This window comes from Pseudomonas sp. JY-Q (genome assembly GCF_001655295.1).
Lineage (GTDB): Bacteria > Pseudomonadota > Gammaproteobacteria > Pseudomonadales > Pseudomonadaceae > Aquipseudomonas > Aquipseudomonas alloputida.
Genome location: NZ_CP011525.1, coordinates 4,723,831 through 4,748,013, shown reverse-complemented (window position 1 = coordinate 4,748,013; position 24,183 = coordinate 4,723,831). Strand labels below are relative to the sequence as shown.

At 51.5% G+C, this 24,183-nt stretch carries 16 protein-coding genes and 4 pseudogenes; 12 read left to right on the top strand and 8 right to left on the bottom strand.

Annotated features, from left to right (window positions below; genetic code table 11):
- Positions 1 to 19: 19 nt before the first annotated feature.
- Together ltrA and AA098_RS21415 are read right to left on the bottom strand one after the other, a co-directional pair.
- Complete coding sequence (ltrA, locus tag AA098_RS21420; protein WP_035834956.1) at positions 20 to 1,525, bottom strand: group II intron reverse transcriptase/maturase; 1,506 nt, start codon at positions 1,523 to 1,525, stop codon at positions 20 to 22.
- 604 nt (positions 1,526 to 2,129) lie between these two features.
- Positions 2,130 to 2,654: pseudogene (locus AA098_RS21415) on the bottom strand (IS5-like element ISPa41 family transposase); the annotation flags it as partial.
- Between the two features lie 206 nt (positions 2,655 to 2,860).
- Between AA098_RS21415 and AA098_RS21410 the strand changes: the two are divergent.
- The 5 genes from AA098_RS21410 (at position 2,861) to AA098_RS21400 (ending at position 10,481) form a co-directional block, all read left to right on the top strand.
- A complete protein-coding gene (locus tag AA098_RS21410; RefSeq protein WP_080956995.1) occupies positions 2,861 to 5,266 on the top strand; it encodes a xanthine dehydrogenase family protein molybdopterin-binding subunit in 2,406 nt (801 codons plus the stop codon).
- Complete coding sequence (locus tag AA098_RS28795; protein ID WP_080956996.1) at positions 5,266 to 6,099, top strand: xanthine dehydrogenase family protein subunit M; 834 nt, start codon at positions 5,266 to 5,268, stop codon at positions 6,097 to 6,099. Before AA098_RS21410 ends, AA098_RS28795 begins: the two co-directional genes overlap by 1 nt.
- Positions 6,096 to 7,274 (top strand): 2Fe-2S iron-sulfur cluster-binding protein, encoded by a 1,179-nt coding sequence (locus tag AA098_RS28790; protein ID WP_082916918.1) that lies wholly within the window; start codon positions 6,096 to 6,098, stop codon positions 7,272 to 7,274. The genes AA098_RS28795 and AA098_RS28790 overlap by 4 nt, the downstream gene beginning before the upstream one ends.
- Positions 7,275 to 7,386: 112 nt before the next feature.
- Complete coding sequence (locus tag AA098_RS21405) at positions 7,387 to 8,721, top strand: MFS transporter (protein WP_013973875.1); 1,335 nt, start codon at positions 7,387 to 7,389, stop codon at positions 8,719 to 8,721.
- 494 nt (positions 8,722 to 9,215) lie between these two features.
- A complete protein-coding gene (locus AA098_RS21400) occupies positions 9,216 to 10,481 on the top strand; it encodes an OprD family porin (protein ID WP_064614984.1) in 1,266 nt (421 codons plus the stop codon).
- Between the two features lie 289 nt (positions 10,482 to 10,770).
- Here the strand turns inward: AA098_RS21400 and AA098_RS30285 are convergent.
- From AA098_RS30285 to istA, 3 pseudogenes are all read right to left on the bottom strand, one after another.
- Positions 10,771 to 10,899: pseudogene (locus AA098_RS30285) on the bottom strand (hypothetical protein); the annotation flags it as partial.
- Between the two features lie 215 nt (positions 10,900 to 11,114).
- Positions 11,115 to 11,905 (bottom strand): annotated as a pseudogene (gene istB, locus AA098_RS30280) (IS21-like element helper ATPase IstB).
- Positions 11,906 to 11,908: 3 nt separating this feature from the next.
- A pseudogene (gene istA, locus AA098_RS28785) lies at positions 11,909 to 13,345 on the bottom strand (IS21 family transposase).
- A 106-nt stretch (positions 13,346 to 13,451) separates the two neighbouring features.
- Between istA and AA098_RS29325 the strand changes: the two are divergent.
- Complete coding sequence (locus tag AA098_RS29325) at positions 13,452 to 13,670, top strand: hypothetical protein (protein ID WP_052760631.1); 219 nt, start codon at positions 13,452 to 13,454, stop codon at positions 13,668 to 13,670.
- Positions 13,671 to 13,982: 312 nt separating this feature from the next.
- Here the strand turns inward: AA098_RS29325 and AA098_RS29320 are convergent, their stop codons facing one another.
- Entirely contained in the window at positions 13,983 to 14,276 is a 294-nt protein-coding gene (locus AA098_RS29320; protein ID WP_135846678.1) for a hypothetical protein, read from the bottom strand.
- Between AA098_RS29320 and AA098_RS30275 the strand changes: the two genes are divergently transcribed.
- From AA098_RS30275 to AA098_RS29315, 5 genes are all read left to right on the top strand, one after another.
- Complete coding sequence (locus tag AA098_RS30275) at positions 14,157 to 14,624, top strand: FAD-dependent oxidoreductase (RefSeq protein WP_327127016.1); 468 nt, start codon at positions 14,157 to 14,159, stop codon at positions 14,622 to 14,624. The two genes, AA098_RS29320 and AA098_RS30275, sit on opposite strands and share 120 nt — an antisense overlap.
- Before the next feature lie 228 nt (positions 14,625 to 14,852).
- On the top strand, positions 14,853 to 15,833 hold the full coding sequence (locus AA098_RS21380) for an IS5-like element ISPa41 family transposase (RefSeq protein WP_003117291.1): 981 nt from the start codon (positions 14,853 to 14,855) through the stop codon (positions 15,831 to 15,833).
- A 930-nt stretch (positions 15,834 to 16,763) separates the two neighbouring features.
- Positions 16,764 to 17,744, top strand: a complete 981-nt coding sequence (locus AA098_RS28780) for an XdhC family protein (RefSeq protein ID WP_046816056.1) — start codon at positions 16,764 to 16,766, stop codon at positions 17,742 to 17,744.
- A gap of 79 nt (positions 17,745 to 17,823) precedes the next feature.
- Positions 17,824 to 18,690, top strand: coding sequence for a radical SAM protein (locus tag AA098_RS21370; RefSeq protein ID WP_256544961.1), 867 nt, complete (start codon positions 17,824 to 17,826; stop codon positions 18,688 to 18,690).
- Positions 18,691 to 19,274: 584 nt separating this feature from the next.
- Complete coding sequence (locus tag AA098_RS29315; RefSeq protein ID WP_156747529.1) at positions 19,275 to 19,685, top strand: hypothetical protein; 411 nt, start codon at positions 19,275 to 19,277, stop codon at positions 19,683 to 19,685.
- Here the strand turns inward: AA098_RS29315 and AA098_RS21365 are convergent.
- Positions 19,657 to 20,637, bottom strand: coding sequence for an IS5-like element ISPa41 family transposase (locus AA098_RS21365; protein WP_003117291.1), 981 nt, complete (start codon positions 20,635 to 20,637; stop codon positions 19,657 to 19,659). The two genes, AA098_RS29315 and AA098_RS21365, sit on opposite strands and share 29 nt — an antisense overlap.
- Positions 20,638 to 20,719: 82 nt before the next feature.
- Here AA098_RS21365 and AA098_RS21360 point away from each other — a divergent pair, with 82 nt between their 5' ends.
- A complete protein-coding gene (locus AA098_RS21360) occupies positions 20,720 to 22,537 on the top strand; it encodes a methyl-accepting chemotaxis protein (RefSeq protein WP_156747528.1) in 1,818 nt (605 codons plus the stop codon).
- A gap of 296 nt (positions 22,538 to 22,833) precedes the next feature.
- On the opposite strand, the gene AA098_RS21355 is transcribed toward AA098_RS21360, so the two are convergent.
- Positions 22,834 to 23,814, bottom strand: coding sequence for an IS5-like element ISPa41 family transposase (locus AA098_RS21355; protein ID WP_003117291.1), 981 nt, complete (start codon positions 23,812 to 23,814; stop codon positions 22,834 to 22,836).
- Positions 23,815 to 24,183: the final 369 nt, after the last annotated feature.

Below are 24,183 nucleotides of genomic sequence, written 5' to 3'. Positions count from 1 at the left end.
GAGTCACCCCTCATACGGCTCAAGCCTTCCAGCAGCCTGAGTGAGACCGGGCTACCTGACAATGCGCTCTTCGGCGCTCAAGGTAAGACGTCCATGCCGGATCGAACGGGTTCGCTGCACTGCATATTTTGATATGCCGAACAATCGAAACACTGGCTGCGGCAAAAAGCCAAGCGGGTTGACTCATGCCACGTACTTTTTCCTTGCTGGCGAAAATCCAGTGCCGTTGACCCACTACACGAAAGTATCGTTGTTTTACCCAATGGGCACTTTTCATGGCATGCCGGCGGACAGCCCAGCGCCATAACACTCGCCAAATCTGATGGTCGATCCACGCGAAACGCTTGGCAGCGACAACATGACGATGATACATGGCCCACCCCCGGATTACCGGGTTCAGGACCTGAATCAGGTTTGCTTGCATCGCCGCCTTGTTTCCGTTTGTGATTTCCCGGACCTTATCCAGAAGCGCTTTCACACTCTTGCGAGCCGGAGTGATGAGTAGCTTGCCAGCGTACTTACGTACGTTCTGGCCCAGAAAATCGAAGCCTTGCGAGATATGCGTGATGTGAGTCTTTTCATCAGAGAGTTCCAAGCCTCGCTCTTTCAGGAATGCCTCAATTGCAGGTCGAACCTGACTTTGCAGGATAGCCTTCGAAGTTCCCGTGATGATGAAGTCATCGGCATATCTTACGACGTGTATCTTGAATGGCTGTCGCTTTCGGTTCGTCGAAGCCACGCTTGTGTGGACAACATGTTCCAGCCCATCCAACGTCCAATTCGCAAGTATCGGGGAGATGATTCCCCCTTGCGGGGTTCCTGCCTCCGTTGCGAACAAGGCTCCCTGATCGACATACCCGGCTCGAAGCCACTTACGCAGAACCGCTTTATCCATGGGTACGTTGGCGAGCAGCCAATCGTGGCTGATATTGTCAAAACAGCCTCGAATGTCGCCCTCAAGTACCCATTGCGCCGAACTGCGTTTCGCCAGTGCATTGAAGCAATGTGCGATTGCATCGGCCGTGGATCGCTGCGGCCGAAATCCATACGAATTTGGATCCGCACGCGTTTCTGCAACCGGCTCAAGTGCCAGTTTCCACAGTGCCTGCATTGCGCGATCCCGCATCGTTGGAATTCCCAGCGGGCGCTTCTTGCCATTGCTTTTGGGTATGTAGATACGTCTCAGCGGTTGAGGGCAATAGCCCCGATGCTGTAACGCTTTCACTCCCTTCGATTTGGCCACAGGGGTTGACCAGATCTTGCCATCAACTCCCGGTGTTCTCTTGCCTCTATTCTCCGTCACTCGCTTAACGGCCAACATCTTGCCGCGGTACGAGCGAGTCAGCAGCCGCTGCAAGGCTTGCACCTTGCCCCATCTGCCTTCTCGTGTTGCCTTGGCGATACGTACCTGGAGTCGTTTCACTTGCGATTCGATTTGGCACCAGGATAGGGGCCAGACCGACTCGAAGTTCGAAGATGCACCAGTGCCCGCCGGTGCTTGTGCATGGGATGTGAGCACTACCATCTGCTTTCCTCCGTACAACGATTGATCAGGTTGTTTCGCCATGGAAGACCTTGTGGAAGTCTGCTCGCTTTCGCGCCAGATGATCTTTCAACCTGTATTCGCCCCATTACAGGGGCGACCTTCGCTTTTTCCACATTCCTTTACCCGCAGCACCAACAGCTTGCTTTACAGCTCACCTGCCGAAACCGGCAGCGCTACGGGCTTACCCTGTTCCACATGGATTTCCGAACGGGTCGGGCTCCTCGATTTCGCCGGCGGCACCACATCCACGAGGGGGTATCGGTAAGACCCCCTGCCTGTCCGCTTACCTTTTGGTTCAAGCCTGTCAGCATCTTTGGCTTGGCTATTTTGACGACGTTTATATGAGGTTCACGTGTGTTAGCCGTACCCGTTCATCCCTAGCACCTCTCCGCCTTGATGCTGGCAGATTCAGTCTGGCCTCACGGTTCGACCTACCGAAAATCGGCGGTTACATTGTCCCCAGGGCTTCAGACCCAGCTGTTACCGGCCGCGCCTGTCTGGGTAGGGAACGAGTGGTGGAACAATCGGTTCCGTCGGGCGTTAACCTGCGGAACAGAAACCCATGCGACTTTCAGGTCGCACTCCCGAAGAAATACTGACCGCCTTTCTTGGTCTGGTGCATCTCGGGATCACGCTTGCCTTCTTTATTTTTGGTCGAGCTGGGGGCATGAATAATGGTGGCATCGACGATGGTGCCTTGGCGCAGCGACAGGCCTTTTTCCTGCAGATAACCATTGATGACCGCAAGGATTGCCGGTGCGAGCTGATGCTTCTCCAGCAAGTGCCGGAAGTTCATGATCGTGGTGTCTTCGGGGATTGGCGCGCTCAGCGTCAGGCGTGCGAACTGGCGCATGGGCGTGATTTCGTAGAGCGCTTCCTCCATGGCCGGGTCGCTCAGGGAGAACCAGTTCTGCAACAGATGGATGCGCAGCATGGTTTCCAGAGGATAGGGTTTTCTACCGCCGCCGGCCTTGGGGTAGAACGGTTCGATCAGCTCCAGCAGGCCTGCCCAGGGCACCACCTGATCCATTTCGGCGAGGAAGCGCTCTCGGCGGGTTTGCTTGCGCTTGCCGGCGTACTCAAAGTCGGAAAAGCTCATCTGGCTCATGGGCGGCTCGGATCAGGTGTTGCGGGGATTCTCGCATAACTGAAGGCTTGTTCGGAGATTCCCTAGGGTGGTTGAAGTCGAGTGTTCCACGGCATCCCACCCAGTCCCATCCCGCCACGTCTTGAGTTGAGGGAAGGTCGGCAGTGGCGGATCTGGTCAGTGCTTGACAGATTACGGCACTAATTATACCGTCGTACATATAATAAATGGGGGTCCTCAGGCTTGGATGCCCCAATGAGCTTCATTGCATTGCAGGAGATTTAGCCCAGATGACAAACTTCGTTGGATCCAGAGTGACTAGAAGAGAGGATGAACGTCATCTTCACGGTCGAGGGCGCTTCGTCGCGGACATAAAGCTACCTGGAATGCTTGAGGTTGCCTTCGTCCGAAGCCCAGTTGCGCACGGCACTATTCGCGGGATTGGTAAGCCCGAGGGGGCCGAGAACCAAGTATTCACTCATGCAGATCTTGTTGGCGTAAGGCCCATTACTACACCTGTCACTACGCCGGGTTTTCAGCACAGCGAGTGTCCAGTGCTAGCGGCAGATCGCGTGCGTTTTGTGGGTGAGCCTGTCGCTCTATGCGTGGCATCAAACCGTGCTAGAGCTGAAGATCTGGTTGATTCCGTACTGCTTGATATAGACGAGTCAAAAGCAGTGACGACAATTGCAGATGCGCTTTCTATAGGAGCGCCTTTATTGCACGAGGGGTGGACGGATAATCGCTTTGTTCATATGGTAACTGAGGTTGATTTTTCTTCCATAACGGAGGAAGCGCCTATTGTCGTAGATGTAGAACTTGAACTCTCCCGTCAGACAATACATCCGCTCGAAGGTCGAGGTATAGTTGCATATTGGGATTTTGAAGCTGATCAATTAGTTTTGATAATGTCAACCCAAATTCCGCACCCTATTCGCACTGGTATGGCCCAGTTTCTAGGAATTTCTGAATCGAAAATTCGGGTTGCTCCACCCGATATTGGGGGGGGGTTCGGCTACAAGCTTCAACTTCTTCCAGAGGAAATCGCAGTCGCATGGTTAGCTCTGACCCATAAATCGCCTTTTCGCTGGGTTGAGGATAGGCGTGAGCATTTAGTAGCAGGGGCCTGTACGAGACAAGCGAAGTACAAGTTAACTGGTTATGCGACACCAGAGGGGCGCCTAATCGGGCTGGACGCTGACATATTTATCGACAACGGCGCGTATTCCGCTTGGCCTTTTACTGCCGTTTTAGAAGGATACTCTGCTAGAAGCAATTTGCCAGGTCCCTATCAGATTACCCATTATCAATCACGGGTAAGTGTAGTCGCTACAAATAAACCGAGTTTTTGTCCTTACCGCGGTATTGCGCGAGTGGGGACCTGCTTCGCAATAGAATCACTCATTGATGCGGTTGCCAATGCCGTCGGACGTGAGCCTTGCGACGTTAGAGCGTTAAATTTAGTGCCGCCCAGCGCAATGCCCTATAAGGATGTCACTGGAAAAATGTTTGACGTAGGCGATTACGGCAAGAGCTTGCGTCGTGCTAGGCAACTTATCGGGTTCGACGAGTTCAGGCTCGAGCGATCGCGCTCAGGCATAAAACCCACACGAGCCCTCACGGGTATCGGTTTCGCGACATTTTATGAACAGACTGCCAACGGTGCAGGTTTCTTCGCATCATGGGGAATGCCTGTGGTTCCTGGGTTTGATCAAGTAACGTTGAAAGTGGGGCCCGATGGAACATTGAAAGTAAACATTGGCTTGCAAAGTTTCGGCCAAGGACTCGAAACTGCTCTAGCTCAAGTGGCGGCCACAACGACCGGATTTAGCCTGGATAAGATTCGGATTTGTCTGGGTGACACGGAGTGTACACCCCATTCCGTAGGTTCGTTCACATCTCGCTCTGCTGTGATCGGTGCAGGTGCTATAGATGCGGCTTCCAAAATTTTGACACTTAAAATTCGTACACTAGCAGCAGCGCTCTTGGGCGGCGGGGATCCAGACGAAGTGCAGTTAAACGACGGTGTTGCCGCATTGGGAGCTAAAAGCATCGCTTTTGAAGAAATTACTGATATTTTTTATAACAGGCCTTATCTAATCCCTCAGTTGACTCAGGCAATCACCAGTTTGGAAGTGACTGACGGTTATAAGGTGCCCGTAGATAGTGGTATTTTTGCGTACGGAACTCATGCTGTGAAAGTTAGCGTCGATACGGAAACTGGGCACGTTAGTATTCTCGATTATATAATTGTAGAAGATTGTGGACAGCGCATTAATCCGATGATCGTGGACGGACAGACAATTGGTGGTGCTGCTCAGGGCATTGGAACAGCATTGTACGAGGAAAGTCCATATGATGAGAATGGCCAACCTCTTGCCTCGACGCTTCTCGACTACCTTCTTCCGGGCGCTGCGGAGGTGCCACGTTTTAAATTAGATCACATGGCGAATCTATCTCCTCACACGAGTTTCGGGATAAAAGGGGCCGGAGAGTCCGGTACCATCCCAGCCGCTGCTGCTCTTGCCAACGCAGTTAATGACGCGTTATCGCCGCTTGGTGCAACGCTTCGTATGCTTCCAATGAGTCCGTCGCGCATATTAGCGGCAATCACCGCTGCTGGAGATCGATAATGAGGCCTGCCGTATTTGTCTATGAAAAGGCTAACTCGATTGCGGAGGCCATTAAGTACCTTAGTGCCTCCGGTGGATTAGCGAAACCAATTGCAGGGGGGCAATCGTTGGTTCCAATGATGAACCTACGGCTGGCTCGCCCAAATGCTTTGGTATCCCTCCGAAAGCTGCCAGAGCTGTTATCGGTTGTAGAAAGTAAAACTTCAATTCATGTAGGGGCAGCGACAACCCATGCAGATATTGAAGACTGTAAAATTAAGGATGTGACATGCGGCTATCTCCCATATGTTGCGAAAGGTATTGCATACCGTGCAATACGGAACCGGGGTACAGTAGGCGGGTCGCTATGTCATGCTGACCCTGCCGCCGATTGGCTTAGTAGTTTAAGCGCGCTTGGTGCCCGGTGCCATGTCGAGGGTATTAGTGGCAAGCGCGAGATTCCTATTGAAAATTTCATGATTGCACCATTTGTAAGTGCGCTCGGAGTTGACGAAATACTGGTATCAGTAGAACTACCTTGTCTTTCGGTTGAGGCCCGATGGGCTTATGTTAAGTTCTGCCACAAAGCAGGTGAATTTGCCAAATCGATCTGCGCTATTGTTGTTGATCCGAGTAATAAAATTTACCGTATATTCATTGGTGGAACTGATGGTCCGCCTCTCTTTTTAAGAGAGGCATCCTCAGCATTGGCGACGGAGGATTATACCGAAATACTAAGTATCGCACAGCGAGAAATTCGGGCGAGTTTACCTGACGCTCAACCTGATAGTTTGAGTTTTCATTTGACAATGATCGAAAGGGCATTGGCCCGATTGGAGGCTTTCTCTCGATGATAAATATCCTAGATGTATCTGACCAGGAAACTCGTTCTATTACATTGAAGGTGAACGGTCAAAAGTGTGTCGCGCGTGTTTCTTCTCGCGATGTACTGGCGGATGTCATCCGGGAAAAGTTCCGCCTGACAGGGACCCACATTGGGTGCGATCAAGGGGTGTGCGGGGCTTGTACCATTCTTATCGATGGCACCCCTCAACGATCCTGTATCGCCTTTGCTGTAGATTGTGAAAACGTAGAGATTACTACGATTGAAGGTTTCAACGATGACCCGACTATGCAGAGCATGAGGGCGGGGTTCCGAGATAACCATGCGTTACAATGTGGTTTTTGCACATCCGGCATGCTAATAACCGCTCGCGATATGGTTCTAAGATTAGGAGAAATTCAGGAGCCGCAGATCCGAATGGAGCTGGCAGGTAACCTTTGCCGCTGTACTGGCTATACGGGAATTGTTGATGCTATTCGTGCAGTTGGTTTAGGAAAAGAACCAACCGGTAGCGCAGGGCCTGCCACACTTTCTGAACCCGAGATTGTTCAAGCTGGGGTGTTGACAGAGCAACAGCCATTACGTCAACCGCAATCAGAGACGAAACCGCATGGCAATTCCGACGATTTTCCTAATGCGATTCTACAAAGTGTAAAGGTAGACCTGTCGCCCGATGATGCTTGGGCAGTCATGCGAGATTTGAGGACAGCAGCTAGCTGCATTCCAGGAGCGGAGGTAGTTAGCTTAGATCATCATGAGGTGACTGGTAAGATGCACATGGCACTAGGTCCTATTAGAGCCCAATTTACAGGCTCCGGAACTTATGAAATTGATGATGATAACCGTCAGGGATTGATGACCGCAGGTGGACGAGACGCGTTAACTGGTTCCACAGTAACTGGGCGAATTACCTGGACTGTCAAAACAGACGGCTCAACAGGCTCGATAATTGATGTGGGGCTTGCATGGAAACTAACAGGTGCACTCGCACAGTTTGGGCGGGGTGGAATTGTCACAGAAACCGTTAGGCGTCTAGCAATTATGTTTGGAGAGAACCTCGAGCAGCTTTTACGTGAAGGAACATTAGGAGATAATCAAAACCTTCCTGTAGGGCTGAAATCACTAATCTGGCCGGTCATTAAGTCGTGGTTCGCGGGGCTTTTCAAAAGAAATGACTCTAAGTGACCAATCTCTGTAGATTTTATGGAAGATTAAATCTATTTAGCAGGAGGTATGGTATCTAAATATCTAAAAAAATTTCTGTGAAACCAATACCAATAAGAAGCGGAGCAGCATCATGACTGTTACAACTACACTGAATAGCGGTGGGTCTGAGTTCGATTATAAACTCGGGAGTGTGTTACGGAAGCGCTCGATGATAGCGACCGGTCTTGGAAATTGTCTGGAGTGGTTTGATTGGACAATTTACGCGATTTTCGCGTCCTATATCGCAAAAGCTATGTTTGATCCTAGAGATCCCGCCTCAGCGCTATTAGGAACGTTGGCTATATTCGCTGTCGGGTTTATTTCACGGCCGCTAGGCGGGATTGTATTTGGCACCCTTTCGGATTCTCGAGGCCGCAAAGCGGTGCTCCTTATCTCGATGCTGCTTATGGGGATCGGCAGCCTTGTCATCGCAGTTGCACCATCGTATGCATCAATTGGGGGTGTTGCGTCGTTTATTATTTTATCTGCCAGATTGCTCCAGGGCTTTGCACACGGGGGTGAGGCTACAGCTTCTTACACCTACCTGGCTGAAATTGCACCTAAAGGGCGGCGTGGCTTATGGTCCAGTAGTATGTATTTTTTCGCTGGTATGGGTAGTCTCTTGGCTTCATTGGTAGGCGCTTTTCTTACTCACATTATATCCCCTGAAGATATGAGCATGTGGGGTTGGCGTATCCCCTTCTATTTAGGAGCTACGCTAACCGTAATTGTCCTTTTTTTACGAAGGAATATGATTGAAAGTGAAGTCCTAGAAGATTATGCCAAGAAGTCTGATCCTGTAAGCCCAGGGGCTGCCAGGGTGGTCGAGTGGTCAAATAAGAAGATACTCCAGCGTTCACTTGGAATTTTTTTCTATCAAGCGGGAGTGGGTATTCCGTTTTATATCTGGACAGGCTATGCAGTAGTCATTGCCATCACCCAGCGAGGTATGGATCCCGGTGACGCCTTCGTGGCTACAGTACTTGCCCAGGTGGTCTATATCGTCGGGGTGCCATTTTGGGGATATGTATCTGACCGCGTGGGACGTAAGCCAGTCACCCTGTTTTACTTCGTAGCTGTTGCGTTATTGACCTTCCCAGCGATGGCCATGATCACGAATCAGGGCTGGACGCTATTCGTTGCACAAGGCGGGATGTTGGCGCTTGTGGCTTGCATAGGGGGAACAATGCCAGCCACCATAACTGAGCAAATTCCCACTCGATATCGAGCACGTGTTATGGGGGGGGCATTGTCTATCGGGGTAGCGGTTTTCGGAGGTACTGCACCTTATCTAAACTCTTGGCTTTCTGGATCAGATCGCGGGTGGGTATTTAACATTTACGTAATCACAATAGTTCTGGTGGCTGCTGCTGTCGTCGCGACTTGGCGCGAAACTAAGGGTATTGATTTGCGGGACGTTAACTAATAGTGACTTGTGCTGAAATGACTTAAGTTGCTGTCCCGTACGAAATGGTGATGAGTCAGGATGGGGCGGTGCACTCGGTTCTATCTTGCACTTATTTAAATATAAACAAGTTGCCTGGCAGTTTCTTTGACTAAGCTCTTTGTGTCGATTAATGATGGAGTCCAGTTTGCATAAGGGTTTCGCTATTCTCTATGAGGAAAGGGTGTGGTGCTTGGTGGCGTGTCTTGTTCTCTATTTCGGTTGTTAATAATTTAATGCTCTGAAATATTGAAGTTGTAGAGAAGTATCATGCGGTGTTTCGTGCTTTTTATATGAATAAGCGTCTCCCACGCCAATTCACCTCAGCTCTCCTCAATTCGTTTGATATGGTCTTCGGGTGCGGTCGTAGCGGAGGCGTTGTTGAGTGAATGGAAGTGATTCGATGCTTGCATGATAATTAGCTGTTTAAACTTCTTTGCTCTGATTTACTGCTGATAATTCTGGAGAAAACAATAATGAAAACTTACTCTATGGCACTCGTAACATCTATCTGTACTCCGGGTTTGATTACAAGTCAGATTGCCAGCGCTGAACTAATAAAAGATAGCAAAGCTAGTGTCGAAGCGCGCAACTTTTACTTTAATCGTGATCTGCATGATACTATGGATGCACAGCAATCAAAACGCGAAGAATGGGCGCAGGGATTTATCCTCAAGGCGGAATCCGGATATACCTCTGGAGCCGTCGGCTTCGGTTTGGATGCTTATGCTGGTCTCGGTTTAAAACTTGACTCTTCAGACGAGCGGGCCGGCACTAACTTGCTGCCCAGTAAATTCGGAGACGATGGTCCTGGTGGATATTCAGAGACAACCGTCACGTTGAAAGCGAAAATTTCCAAAACAGCGGTCAAACTCGGCGGCTTGATGCCTCGGCTGCCGACCGTAACTGCAAATGACTCCCGCCTTTTACCTCAGAATTTCCTTGGGGGGCACGTTAACTCCCAGGAAATAGCGGGGCTAAATTTCGATGTGGGTCAAATTAGAAAGGTCAATCAACAGGACTCTAGCGACTTCCAGGACTTGAGTCTAAATTCTGTTGGGGGTAGGCGTAACTTCAAATTTGGTAGTAACGGCAATCAGGGGGAAGACTTCAGTTTTGGTGGTGTGTCTTACAAATGGCATAGTGGTCTCACAACTGCATACAACTATGGAGAGCTAGAAAAACTTTATAAACAGCATATTATCAACATGACCTACGTACTTCCTATTGCCTCCAATCAGTCACTGAAGTCCGATCTTCGTTATGCATATTCGACTGATGACGGCGGGAGCAATGTTGATAATAGGGCTTTCGGTGCAATGCTTTCCTACTCGCTGAGCGGTCACATTCTTGGTTTGGGTTATCAAAGGATGAGTGGGGACACTGGCTACGCCTATCTCAATGGTGCAGGTGCTTTTTTGGTGAACTACGTTCAGATAGGTGACTTTGCAAGTAAAGATGAGTTTTCTTGGCAAGCGCGCTACGATTTCGATTTTGCTTCCGTTGGAGTACCGGGCCTGACATTTATGACTCGGTATATCAGAGGTACTAACATCGACCAAGGCACAGGGCTTGCTGAGGGGAAGGAGTGGGAACGGAATATGGATATAGTTTATGTTGTCCAGCAAGGGCCTTTGAAGAACCTCATGTTGAAATGGCGCAACGCTACAGTACGTAACAACTTCGCAAATGACTTTGACGAAAATCGTTTGATTCTAAGTTACACTGTGTCTCTTTACTGATGATCTGACATATGGAGCAATCGGAGTTACAATGCGGGCAGTAAGATTGAAGCGTTAATGAATGTGGCCGCCATGTCAATAAGTCCGCAGGTGGTATGACCGGAGGAGTGAGCGCGTCGTATGAAGGATCACGCGACGCAGTCGCTTATCGATCAAATCCGGACGGGTGTACGGGTACTACCCGATTTGTTCTGTGGGCTTAAACTGCATATGCACGTGTCTTACGTCAGTATAGGGATGAATACCGTCCTGACCTAATTCACACCCCAACCCGGATATTTTTCTACCCCTAAATGGAGCTGCGACATTGTCTTTGATCGGGTCGTATGATCCATACATGGCCCCTGTCGATCTCAGTGGCCGCACGCGTGGCCGATTCGAGGCTCGAGGTAAAGATCGTCGCATCCAGACCAAAATCGGCATCATTGGCCTATAGGCAATAGCCTCCTCTAGGGAGCATACACTGTAGGCGGTGATTGAAAGCTGACCCACACTGCCGATTGAAAAATGACCCGGGGCGGATTGCTGATTTTTGCCCCAACAATTGTGGATAAGCTTAGCAGTCGTGTTCCGCTTGAAGGCTGATCAAGCCCGACCGCATGTAGGCATGCAGCAGGGTATTTATGGTGCCGGTCAGAACGGTGCGTCGTCCTCGATATCCTCTGCATTCTTGCGCTTTCGTTCACGCGATTTGAACTTTGTCTGGTCTGCCAAGGTGCTGTGTTGTAGGCGGTAGGGCTCGTTGCGCGTTTGGACGATGTAGCAGTGGTGTGTAAGCTGGTCCAGTAACGCTGTGGTCATCTTGGCGTCAGCCAACACACTCGACCATTCCGAGAAATTGAGTTGGTGGTGATGACCACGCTGGTGTGTTCGTACAGCTTGGAAAGCAGGTGAAATAACAATGCGCCACCATTTTGGCTGAAGGCAAGTACCCAAGCTCATCGAGTATCATCAGGTTTGTGCGAAGTAGCTTCTGGGCGATTCGGCCTGCCTTACCATCTTACTTTTGACGCTCCAGCAGATTGACCAGAACCACCGTGGAGAAGAACCCTACTCGTTCTTATGCGTCGTTTTTCCTGACACAACCAAGGCACTGGTCAGGTGTCTTTTCCTTGTTCAAGGCCGGCCGATGAAGACCACATTTTTACGCTGGCTCCCTAACCTTCTGGTAGGATAACTCCTTGACCAGAAAGACAATCATCCCTAGAAACGCTGAAGTCAAAGTTAGCTAAATCAAGGTACATGGGAAGCTTTGGCACGTTCATCTGATGATTCACAGAGCGCACGGCGCGATCTGCCTGCTCCTGTTGGAGTAGATGCTCAAGCAGCCATTTCGAGGATGCCGTCGAAGCTTCTCCCTTCGCCGCCAACTCTTCCCAAGCTTGAGCTATGCCACGTAGACGCAGTTCTTTAAGTTCTGCCATCAATCACGCATTGCGGCTCTCCTCATCTGTTGTACGGAATTGGTCAGATCGGGCCGTGTTGGCAACGGGACCCACCCTGAGTTGCAGGCTGGTTTCTACGGAAGGCGGCTGTGCAGTAGCGGTGAGCCGGACGAGAACATTTAAGATGTGATCGGCGCTCAGACTTCCCGAGTCAAGCACCAGTTCTACGCTACTAGCACCGGATCGAGACCGGCGATGGGCGCGGCAGTGTGCACCTGCGTCATGATTCGTTCACCGTTGCTATGAAGTCTCAGGTCCCGTTTTAAAAGCCGCAACGGCTGGGGCAGATAGGTAAACGGTGCGCCATTGCGCAGTGCACCCGGCTGCGCTCGATGAGTGGGATGTAATGCTGCCAGTCAAAACTGACCTGATCTCGATCAAAGAGACGCTCGTGGCTGGCGATCATCATGTCATCGGCGATGACCACGATCCGGGATGTGTAAAGACGGCTGCTCACTCACTGGCCGACTTGCTCACAAGACACCGAGTGGCGATTTCGTGCGACACTGATGAGGCAGGTGCTGGAGACCCTCACGGTGCGCTCTACGAAGCCATCAAAGGCGGTCGGCATCGGCATCATTTCGACGCGCTCCAGCTCCAAAACTTCCGCCACCGTCAGCCCGTTGTAATGCGGATGCAGCAGCTCTTTCTAGGGCGCACGACAGCGTGGGCCGAGCCAGGCACTCAGTTCCTCAAAGGTGTGGAGCATGCAGTTTTGAGTGTCAAGCCAAATGCGCCGGCGACCGTCTTAAACGTTATTTTCGACAATGCCCTTTTCCCATCCAGAGACTACGTTGCAGAAATCCGGATCGAACAGGTAGTGCGCGGGTATCCCGGAAAACCGAGCATTGACTATGCGGCCCTTGCCTTTATAGACGTCATCGTCAACCGTTTTCAGGTTGTCGTAGATGCCGCGACGCGGCACGCCACCTAACGCTCCGAACGAGCGTATATGGGCATCGACCAGCATCTCGTGACCTTGGCGGGTACGCAACCAACCGGAATGCGCGATTGGCGCACAGCTTCATGTGGGAGACCTGGTTTCTTTGAAACAGACCACCGATCAGCAGCCCTTCTTCGCTCCAGTCAAATTGAAAGGCTTCACCGAGCGCAAACGTCAGCGGTGCTAATAGCTCGTAAAGACTTGCCTTGCTCACCTCGCCAAGAGCTTACAAACTCCGTGAGCTGCCTATAGCAGCCTTCATAACCCTCGGTGTTGACCTGCTCAAAAAGTGCTTTCGCACTTCTGCGATTGTGCTTTGCTCCGAACGAATCGACTGTCAGCATCTGTTCCAACGTGTCGTGGAAAGGGCTGAGGTTGTTGAAGGTCGAGCACCGCTGGTACGCTGGCCGAGTAGCTTCGGGCGCTTTGATCCATTTTCGGATAGTGTTTCTCGACAACCCGGTACGCTTGGCTATCTAGTGCAGCGAGAGCCCGCCGCGGAAGTACATCCGCCGGGTTTTTTCCAACATTTCCCATGCTGATCACCCCGTATTCTCATACACGGAAAGTGAGCAGGAGCAGTTGAACACCTGGGTCAGTTTTCAGTCGGCAGAAAAGCCTTTACTGGGTCAGTTCTCGCTCAGCGGCAACAGCGAAGGCGAAGCGGTGCGCCTGGCACGCGGCTCGGCTGCGGCCATTGGTGAAATCGAGGAGTTCTGCGAGGCCCATGGGATATACGCTCACTTCCGACGGGCTGGCTGGTCGTCAACGGCTACCAGCGATGCCCTGCGGGGTGCATGAAGGACGTTTTGCAGACCTGCCAGCGACTCGGCGAAGCCCTGTCCATGCCCTTGTCCAACCGCGAAATCGCCCGTCGCACTCGCCAATGCATCTGGAAGGCGTGTTGGAAATCAGTAATGCCACCGCGCGCCCGGCGCGGTTGGTACGCGGGCTACGCCGTGTGGCGCTGGAGCATGGTGCAAAGATTTCGCGAACACGCCTTAATTGGTCTGGAGCGTGGCGAGCCTGCCGTGCTGCAGGTAACAAGAGGACAGCTCACAACTTAGAACGTCGTGCTGGAGAACAACGTGTTGGCGGCGGCGATCCCCTGCGCTACGCCGCACCGTCTTGCCAGTAACTGGAACGATAATCGATATCGCGCCTATTCCCGAAAGTTTGGAAGCGATTGGCTGGATAGGCGAGGAGGCCATTACCGATTCGCAACTGATGGTCGATTACTACCGCACCACCCAGGACGGGTGAATTGCGTTCGGTAAAGGCACCCGGATGATCGGCTACGGCAGCCGGATATATGCTAGCTACGACGATAATATTCAACTCAGCCAAGACATCAAACAGGATTTTCGACGTCCTTATACGCATCTCAGTAACGTGACGATCACTCATTCGTGGTGCGGTCCCGTCGATCGAACGTTCGATAGCCTTCCGGTGGTTGGTCACCTGAAGGGAGCGACGAACATAGAGTACGGCATTGGTTGGAGCGGCAATGGCGTGGGGCCGAGCCGTCTGGGCGGACGCATTCTCGCCAGCCTGGCGCTAGGGCTGGAGGTGAGTGAGGCCACTGCGGATTGGTCGGTCGTAAACCGAAACTGTTTCCACCCTGCCGGCGGATTGATGGTGCGCAATGCAGCGCAAGGAGGCGGCAGAAGCGGACAGTCGCAGCCTCGTTCGACTGGACCCTGCGGTCGCTGGCCTGGAGTCGGCGGGGCTGGAAGACAAGAATCGTTAGAATAAAGAAAGGGTCATGCTGCAACCGATTGTATTAGCGAGTACCGCCGATTTGGTCCTTCCTGTCGCTGGCCCGGTAAGTGACCATCGACAAACCTGTGATGAGCACCGACACCCATGCTGGAGAGGGGCCAGTCGGCCTGCAGGCCGGTATCTGGGAGTGATCGCCTAAGGAATCTCCGAACAAGCCTTCAGTTATGCGAGAATCCCCGCAACACCTGATCCGAGCCGCCCATGAGCCAGATGAGCTTTTCCGACTTTGAGTACGCCGGCAAGCGCAAGCAAACCCGCCGAGAGCGCTTCCTCGCCGAAATGGATCAGGTGGTGCCCTGGGCAGGCCTGCTGGAGCTGATCGAACCGTTCTACCCCAAGGCCGGCGGCGGTAGAAAACCCTATCCTCTGGAAACCATGCTGCGCATCCATCTGTTGCAGAACTGGTTCTCCCTGAGCGACCCGGCCATGGAGGAAGCGCTCTACGAAATCACGCCCATGCGCCAGTTCGCACGCCTGACGCTGAGCGCGCCAATCCCCGAAGACACCACGATCATGAACTTCCGGCACTTGCTGGAGAAGCATCAGCTCGCACCGGCAATCCTTGCGGTCATCAATGGTTATCTGCAGGAAAAAGGCCTGTCGCTGCGCCAAGGCACCATCGTCGATGCCACCATTATTCATGCCCCCAGCTCGACCAAAAATAAAGAAGGCAAGCGTGATCCCGAGATGCACCAGACCAAGAAAGGCGGTCAGTATTTCTTCGGGATGAAGGCGCACATCGGTGCCGATGTCGAGTCCGGCCTGGTGCATCACGTCCATGGCACCGCTGCCAATGTGGCCGATGTCACGCAGGTGGCTGAACTGCTGCATGGCGAAGAAAACGCCGTGTATGCAGATGCCGGTTACACCGGTGTCGAAAGGCGCGAAGAGCATGAAAATCGGGGGGTGATCTGGCAGATTGCAGCGCGTCGCAGCACCTATTCCAAGCTGAACCAGCGCAGCGTACTGTACAAAGCCAAGCGCAAGATCGAGTTCTGCAAGGCTCAGACACGGGCCAAGGTCGAGCATCCGTTTCGCGTGATCAAGCGGCAGTTTGGTTACGTGAAAATACGTTTTCGTGGGCTGATGAAAAACACGGCTCAGTTGACCACGCTGTTCGCCCTGGCAAACCTGTGGAGGGTTCGAAAACAGCTCATGGGTATGGGTGAGGTTCGCGTTTAACACGGAGAACCGGTCGAAAAAGCTCTCCGTACATGATTTTTCGGTCACTTTTCGTCCAATGACGCTGTAGGTGCCTGGAAAATTGCAACTTGCCGCGGCTGCACGACAAGTTGATCGGAGCATCCCTAAGCGCTGGCTTTGCAAGGTGCTGGCGCGTGAGTTTAGTCATTTTATTGCCAGTCATTGCATTTTCATCCGGGCGGAGGCCAGCCATTGAACGTCACGTGGGTGACGCATTGTTGTTTCCTGTGAACTGTCACGGCGTCTGGGATATCCGCGAAACCGTGCGCAAGAGTTTCGTGATCATGCCCTAAATCTGGTGACTGCCGTTGCGAGTAGAGTTTGAGGAGTGACGATCTCCCCGGGGGGGATCCAGTGCAGCGCCCGTTATGGTTCCTGTAATTTAGCAGAATCGGTGTACCGGTGATGCCGATATCATCTAGCTTGAGTGTTTAAGATGAGTGCGTCTGTGCATAAAAGGATAAGTAGCAGTTAATTGGCGCGTAGAGTCAATGTAAATGACATCTATTGTCAATTCGAGATTCTCATGGTCTGTCATAGTGGTTATCAGATACCAATAGTTATTAATATCGATTCTTTCCGGTTGATGAGAGATTTTATAGGAAATGGTATATTAAGGTTTTGGTAAGATTTATCTAGAGGATAAAACATAAACATTAAAAGATGCATTGATTGCGCTATCTAACAACATTGCTGATACCGTCAGGCGTAGGTGCAGTAAGTTATTGGCGCATATTTATCATCCTATTGCGTGCGTTATCTGGTCGAGGTGGTGGCAGCTGTGTTGCCGCGTTGCGAGCGTCGTTGCCGTTTCATGTTGCTTAAATATTTGATTGTTAGCACATGTCTTCCCGCGGAGAGGTAGGGTGAGTATCGAACTGGTAATTTAGTAAGATGGGGCGCAGAGCTATGCAGCATATTGATCTACAGGTTATTGAGCATGCGTTAGCTTGGTCTCTTGCGGGGGAGGTTGTGTGGCTGTGCACTGTCTTGGGTACTTTTGGCTCGTCACCGCGCGAACCCGGATCGATGTTAGTCGCGCGGCGAGATGGCGGGCATATTGGTTCCTTGTCGGGTGGTTGTGTCGAAGAAGATTTTATCGAGCGACTTCAAGCTGGTGAGTTTAATCATCCAACAACTATTCTGCGCTATGGTGACTCTTCAGGACCACAAGGTCCACGGATATCACTGCCATGTGGCGGCATCCTCAAAGTTTTGGTGGAGCGTTTTTCGGCTGTCCCTGAAAGTTGGTCTCAAATGGAGTGTTTACTTGCAACTTTGCGAGGGCAGCTCCGCGTGACTCGCCACGTTGATTTGCGCGACGGTAAAGTACACTTGAGTGAGGATGTTGGTTTGGGTCCTCGCGTGATTGAGGGGCCGGATGGTATGTCTCTGCAGATCCGATTCGGTCCATCTATTCGTCTTATAATTGCCGGTATCTCGCCTGTTTCTGTGGTCTGCGCAGACTTTGCGCGTACTCTAGGTTTTGAGGTTATAGTCTGTGATCCGCGAGAGGAGGCTCACATAGGTTTCAACGTGTCTGGCATTGAGGTTCGCAAACAACTGCCCTCACAATTCATTGCTGCCAACGGTTGTCATCAAGCCACAGCCGTCGTGGCATTAACCCACGACCCCCGTATTGACGACCTTGCCATTATCGAAGCGGTACGTACGCCAGCATTTTATATCGGTGTTATGGGATCTGTACGCACTTCAGCAGTCCGAGCTCAGCGACTGCGACGCTCTGGGGGGTTGAGTGAGGCGGATATCGCCCGCTTGCATATGCCTGTTGGTTTGGCGCTGGGTAGCAAGACCCCTGCTGAAATTGCGTTGGCTGCGATGGCCGATATTATTCGCGTATACCGGGCACGGCCGCGCGATGAGCTCTGAGGCTTCCTATCGGATTGTAGATATACGAGGCAGGCGATTTCGCAGCCTCCAGCTAAGTTCGATCAGTGCCTGCAATTGCGTGCGCTTGCGTTCTGAAAACGGTGCTCTGCCGCTTGAAAAATTTTTGACAGCAGTGGAGTACCTTAAGCAGGTTCATGACCTACGTACCTTGCGTCTCGCTGGGGGTAAGCCTTCGATCAGTCCGCTGTTTGATCGCTTGGAAGTGGCACTCGGGTCTCTTGACTTTGAGGGCGTGTCACTGACCAATAATGATCAATTACTGTCTCGTAAGGTTGGCATGTTGCGCGACGCCGCAATTAAGCGCATCAACGTCTCGCTGGAGACCCTCAATCCACGAGACTTTCGTCGTATCGCCCGTGGAGGGGATTTGAGTGAGGTGCTCAGTGGCATCGAAAAGGCACTCGGCGCTGGACTGCAGTTAAAGATTAACATTGTCCCTATGCGTGGACATAACTACGAGCAAATTCTGCTTGACTTCTGCCTCGCCCTGGGAGCTGGGCTACGTTTTATCGAGCTAATACGGATGGGGCATCTAGCGAGCGATTGCGAGTCCTTTTCGCAGCAATTCATTGGTATGCAAAAGATCCTTGCTCTTGTATCGCAGAGGCATTTCTTCGCACCATTAGCAGGTACGACGGTTGCCACTACGCAGCGTTCCGAGATCCCTGGTCGAGGTTGCTTTGGCATAATCGCAAATGAGAGCGCTCCGTTCTGCGTCAGTTGCACTTGCCTACGACTTACCTCAACAGGCTGGCTTTATAGATGCCTTTCGTTTAGTCGCAGCCGTTATTTTTGCAGCCTACTGGATCTACCCAAGAATGAGGCGTTGACGGCGATTAGAGAGTCATCTAAACGTGCCTTGGCGGATAAGCAGAGGCAGGAGCTTACTGGCGATATTCTGTTGATGAAATTAATCGGTGGTTGATCGACATAGCGACAGAAGGAATCTTGCGGGACCGGTTTGTGGTGTAACTTACTCTAGTTTAAGTCTTTTCAACCGCTCGCGACAACACGCGCACTGCAAACGAGCGAAAGTTATAATGTGCATTGTTTCTATCAACGGCAACGTATTCAATACAGCAGGCCCCGTCAGTTCTTAGCGATTAAAACGTATCTGAATCACAATGATTTGAATGACCAATTTTTACAGGCGTTTGCTATAGATAAACAGTTGATGGCGTCGGAACTTCTCGCTTCTGGTCTCCTTCACAAGTGGTTATTTCAAAGCTTTAGACTTGGATGGTTGGTGCTTCGATTGCGGTTCTATTGCTCTGTAGAGTCTATCGTAAGAATGGATTGCCTATTTATTTTAATGGGTTCATCTACATTGCTATAGAGGTTACTCCTTGTTCTTCGGTGTCGACAAAAAAATTCCGTATCCGATAGGTAATGATTTGTAGAAGAAGTGATCAGCTAACATAAGCGATGGCTACCATAAAGGTGCGGGGGTGAAGGGTGATAAAGTTTAGATCAGTTCAGACTTTTTTTGTCGCTCAGTCGGGAGTGGCAATGGTGTTAATTATAGCAACGTTGTTAGGCTTAAGTTTTTTGTTTGGCAAAACCAATACCGAGGAGATTAAAAAGGCTACAAACATTTTGGCTGCGGACAAGGCTCAGGCGGAACTCACCAATCTTGCAAAATCCAAAGCGACCGAAATAAGCGCCAAACTTAAATCATCACTACAAGTGGCAAAAGATCTCGCCGTAACTAACTCTTTGCTAGGAAAGAAAAATCCCTCAGGTGATCCTCTTGCAACCTTATCTAGGGATGCTCCGATCAACTTGTCGTGCAGCCGCGGCAAGTTGCAATTTTCCAGGCACCTACAGCGTCATTGGACGAAAAGTGACCGAAAAATCATGTACGGAGAGCTTTTTCGACCGGTTCTCCGTGTTAAACGCGAACCTCACCCATACCCATGAGCTGTTTTCGAACCCTCCACAGGTTTGCCAGGGCGAACAGCGTGGTCAACTGAGCCGTGTTTTTCATCAGCCCACGAAAACGTATTTTCACGTAACCAAACTGCCGCTTGATCACGCGAAACGGATGCTCGACCTTGGCCCGTGTCTGAGCCTTGCAGAACTCGATCTTGCGCTTGGCTTTGTACAGTACGCTGCGCTGGTTCAGCTTGGAATAGGTGCTGCGACGCGCTGCAATCTGCCAGATCACCCCCCGATTTTCATGCTCTTCGCGCCTTTCGACACCGGTGTAACCGGCATCTGCATACACGGCGTTTTCTTCGCCATGCAGCAGTTCAGCCACCTGCGTGACATCGGCCACATTGGCAGCGGTGCCATGGACGTGATGCACCAGGCCGGACTCGACATCGGCACCGATGTGCGCCTTCATCCCGAAGAAATACTGACCGCCTTTCTTGGTCTGGTGCATCTCGGGATCACGCTTGCCTTCTTTATTTTTGGTCGAGCTGGGGGCATGAATAATGGTGGCATCGACGATGGTGCCTTGGCGCAGCGACAGGCCTTTTTCCTGCAGATAACCATTGATGACCGCAAGGATTGCCGGTGCGAGCTGATGCTTCTCCAGCAAGTGCCGGAAGTTCATGATCGTGGTGTCTTCGGGGATTGGCGCGCTCAGCGTCAGGCGTGCGAACTGGCGCATGGGCGTGATTTCGTAGAGCGCTTCCTCCATGGCCGGGTCGCTCAGGGAGAACCAGTTCTGCAACAGATGGATGCGCAGCATGGTTTCCAGAGGATAGGGTTTTCTACCGCCGCCGGCCTTGGGGTAGAACGGTTCGATCAGCTCCAGCAGGCCTGCCCAGGGCACCACCTGATCCATTTCGGCGAGGAAGCGCTCTCGGCGGGTTTGCTTGCGCTTGCCGGCGTACTCAAAGTCGGAAAAGCTCATCTGGCTCATGGGCGGCTCGGATCAGGTGTTGCGGGGATTCTCGCATAACTGAAGGCTTGTTCGGAGATTCCCTAGGGAGCATCTTTCCAACTTGATTAAAGAGATGCTGATTGCGAACTCGGACCTGTCAAGTGTCTACCTTGCTTGGGAACCTGGAGCATTTGACAATGAAGATGCGCTTTATTCAGGCGAAGTATCAAATGGTTACGATGGCTCAGGTAGATTTCTAACCACTTGGTACCGTGACGCCAAACAACAGGTGAAAATTATGGCCGCCCCCTCTGTTGATAGTCGCACCAAGACGGGGACTGGGGATCGGGAAGGTGAATATTATCTTTGCGCTAAAGAAAGAAAGTTGCCATGTGTTACTGATCCAGCTGTATATGACATGGGGTCAGGTAAAAAAGAATTACTTTCCTCTTTTACGGTTCCGATTATCATAGATAATGCTTTCTTTGGTGTGGCGGGAGTCGACGTACCGTTATCGTTTATTCAGCGTCTGTTGGTTGAAAGCAATAGTGCTCTTTATAAGGGCGTAGGAACCATGACCTTGCTGTCAGCAAACAATCGTATTGTGGCAAGCACAGCTAATGAGGAAGAAATGGGGAAGCTCGCCTCTAATATTCTTTCTCCAGATGATATCTCTTTATTACAAACTGCTAAAAACCACTTTGTACGTTACGAGGTTGATGAAAAAGCTGGGGTTGTCAAGTTGTCTATGCCCTTAGAGGTCACTGATTCGGGATTATCTTGGACGTTATTTGTGAAAATTCCGCTTGAAGTTGTCATGAAGCAGGCGTGGGATTTGCAGCAGGAACTGGTGAGTAATAGCGTGCGGGATCTTCGAGCAATGGCGTTGATTAGTACATTTGTCGCAGTGGTAGGCGTTTGCCTGTTGTGGTTCATCAGCTTAGGAGTTGGGCGCCCGCTTAAGCAAGCAGCAAATCGACTTTCAGATATCGCTGATGGTGAGGGGGACCTGACACGCTCTCTGAACATTGATCGTCGTGATGAACTAGGTGCAATCGGTGCTGGATTCAATAATTTCTTAGTCAAGCTTAGGCTTTTGATAGGTCAAGTTGCTTCGCTTACTGCGGATATCGCTGATACTGCGAACACTATGCGCGCAAACTCTGACGTAACTGTGACCAAAGTAGAAAAGCAACTGGAAGCAGTCGAGCTTATCGCGGCGGCGGCCCAGGAAATGGCTGCTACTGCTCACGAAGTATCTCAAAGTGCAGGTAGGGCGGCCGATGCAGCAAACAATGCTGACCAATCTGTAAGGTCAGGTCAGGCTGTTGTGTTAGCAAGCGCTCTAGCTACGCAAAAGCTTCAAGAGGATCTGGTTCATGCTTCTGACATGGTCCAAGCACTGGCTGCGGGAAGTTCTGAGATCAACAAAATACTCCACAGTATTCAGACTATAGCAGGGCAAACAAACTTGTTGGCGTTAAATGCTGCAATCGAAGCAGCTCGGGCCGGAGAGCAAGGTCGGGGTTTTGCTGTCGTTGCGGACGAAGTTAGAAGTCTTGCAATGAAGACTCAAAGTTCTACGTTGGAAATCAACGCTATGGTTGAGAAGCTGAATATAGGTATTCGAGAGGTTGTAGTGGCTATGGAGCATAGCGGTAGTCGAATGAATGAGAGCATTCGCCACTCCGACGATACGACTACGGCGCTAAGTAGTATAGCGGTTGCTGTATCGCTTATTAATGATATGAATTTACAAATCGCTAGTGCGGCTGAAGAACAAAGTATGGTCGCTGAAGATATTAGCAGGAACATTGAGAGTATTAATAGTGCTGCTGCAGAGGTGGCACGAGAGGCGCAGAACAGTGCCTCTGTGAGTGCGGGGCTTACTAAGCTGAGTACTCAGCAAAGGCTATTAATAAAGCAGTTTAAATATTAAGTGGCGTTGGGCAGTAACGATGGTGGTGTGTTGCCGATTTATCTATTCGATACGAGATCGAAGCCCTAAGGGCGTGCGAACGAAACCGCCAGTCGAAACTGGGAGGGTGATAGGTGCATTAGACGTTCTTCAAAATCTTGCAGGTATAAGTGGGTGGCCAGCACCCCCTAGGGATGCTCCGATCAACTTGTCGTGCAGCCGCGGCAAGTTGCAATTTTCCAGGCACCTACAGCGTCATTGGACGAAAAGTGACCGAAAAATCATGTACGGAGAGCTTTTTCGACCGGTTCTCCGTGTTAAACGCGAACCTCACCCATACCCATGAGCTGTTTTCGAACCCTCCACAGGTTTGCCAGGGCGAACAGCGTGGTCAACTGAGCCGTGTTTTTCATCAGCCCACGAAAACGTATTTTCACGTAACCAAACTGCCGCTTGATCACGCGAAACGGATGCTCGACCTTGGCCCGTGTCTGAGCCTTGCAGAACTCGATCTTGCGCTTGGCTTTGTACAGTACGCTGCGCTGGTTCAGCTTGGAATAGGTGCTGCGACGCGCTGCAATCTGCCAGATCACCCCCCGATTTTCATGCTCTTCGCGCCTTTCGACACCGGTGTAACCGGCATCTGCATACACGGCGTTTTCTTCGCCATGCAGCAGTTCAGCCACCTGCGTGACATCGGCCACATTGGCAGCGGTGCCATGGACGTGATGCACCAGGCCGGACTCGACATCGGCACCGATGTGCGCCTTCATCCCGAAGAAATACTGACCGCCTTTCTTGGTCTGGTGCATCTCGGGATCACGCTTGCCTTCTTTATTTTTGGTCGAGCTGGGGGCATGAATAATGGTGGCATCGACGATGGTGCCTTGGCGCAGCGACAGGCCTTTTTCCTGCAGATAACCATTGATGACCGCAAGGATTGCCGGTGCGAGCTGATGCTTCTCCAGCAAGTGCCGGAAGTTCATGATCGTGGTGTCTTCGGGGATTGGCGCGCTCAGCGTCAGGCGTGCGAACTGGCGCATGGGCGTGATTTCGTAGAGCGCTTCCTCCATGGCCGGGTCGCTCAGGGAGAACCAGTTCTGCAACAGATGGATGCGCAGCATGGTTTCCAGAGGATAGGGTTTTCTACCGCCGCCGGCCTTGGGGTAGAACGGTTCGATCAGCTCCAGCAGGCCTGCCCAGGGCACCACCTGATCCATTTCGGCGAGGAAGCGCTCTCGGCGGGTTTGCTTGCGCTTGCCGGCGTACTCAAAGTCGGAAAAGCTCATCTGGCTCATGGGCGGCTCGGATCAGGTGTTGCGGGGATTCTCGCATAACTGAAGGCTTGTTCGGAGATTCCCTAGGTGATTATTTGCTACATCCGGGACCGTCGTGTGACCGGCGTCACTGCGATTACTCTTCTTGTCGCTGATCAAGAGCGTGTCACGTCGGTTGCCTTCATAGCTTCGCCAGAGGCGCTCGACGCGAGGCCTAGCAAGGTGGGTTTGAAGTCGCGCTACCGCTCCATCTTTCGGTCAAGGCTGCGCCCGGATCGGCGCGCTGGTCATGCCGTGAGGTAAGGCGGTGAGCGCACCGATGACTACATCAGTTTTGAGTTGACAACTATATGTACAGCCATATAATTATTCTGTATCGTCTGGAGCCCA

Coding starts and splice junctions, on each gene's coding strand:
- ltrA (WP_035834956.1), bottom strand. CDS start 1,525: ATGGTAGTGCTCACATCCCATGCACAAGCACCGGCGGGCACTGGTGCA.
- AA098_RS21410 (WP_080956995.1), top strand. CDS start 2,861: ATGGGGGTCCTCAGGCTTGGATGCCCCAATGAGCTTCATTGCATTGCA.
- AA098_RS28795 (WP_080956996.1), top strand. CDS start 5,266: ATGAGGCCTGCCGTATTTGTCTATGAAAAGGCTAACTCGATTGCGGAG.
- AA098_RS28790 (WP_082916918.1), top strand. CDS start 6,096: ATGATAAATATCCTAGATGTATCTGACCAGGAAACTCGTTCTATTACA.
- AA098_RS21405 (WP_013973875.1), top strand. CDS start 7,387: ATGACTGTTACAACTACACTGAATAGCGGTGGGTCTGAGTTCGATTAT.
- AA098_RS21400 (WP_064614984.1), top strand. CDS start 9,216: ATGAAAACTTACTCTATGGCACTCGTAACATCTATCTGTACTCCGGGT.
- AA098_RS30275 (WP_327127016.1), top strand. CDS start 14,157: ATGATCGGCTACGGCAGCCGGATATATGCTAGCTACGACGATAATATT.
- AA098_RS29320 (WP_135846678.1), bottom strand. CDS start 14,276: ATGAGTGATCGTCACGTTACTGAGATGCGTATAAGGACGTCGAAAATC.
- AA098_RS21380 (WP_003117291.1), top strand. CDS start 14,853: ATGAGCCAGATGAGCTTTTCCGACTTTGAGTACGCCGGCAAGCGCAAG.
- AA098_RS28780 (WP_046816056.1), top strand. CDS start 16,764: ATGCAGCATATTGATCTACAGGTTATTGAGCATGCGTTAGCTTGGTCT.
- AA098_RS29315 (WP_156747529.1), top strand. CDS start 19,275: ATGGTGTTAATTATAGCAACGTTGTTAGGCTTAAGTTTTTTGTTTGGC.
- AA098_RS21365 (WP_003117291.1), bottom strand. CDS start 20,637: ATGAGCCAGATGAGCTTTTCCGACTTTGAGTACGCCGGCAAGCGCAAG.
- AA098_RS21355 (WP_003117291.1), bottom strand. CDS start 23,814: ATGAGCCAGATGAGCTTTTCCGACTTTGAGTACGCCGGCAAGCGCAAG.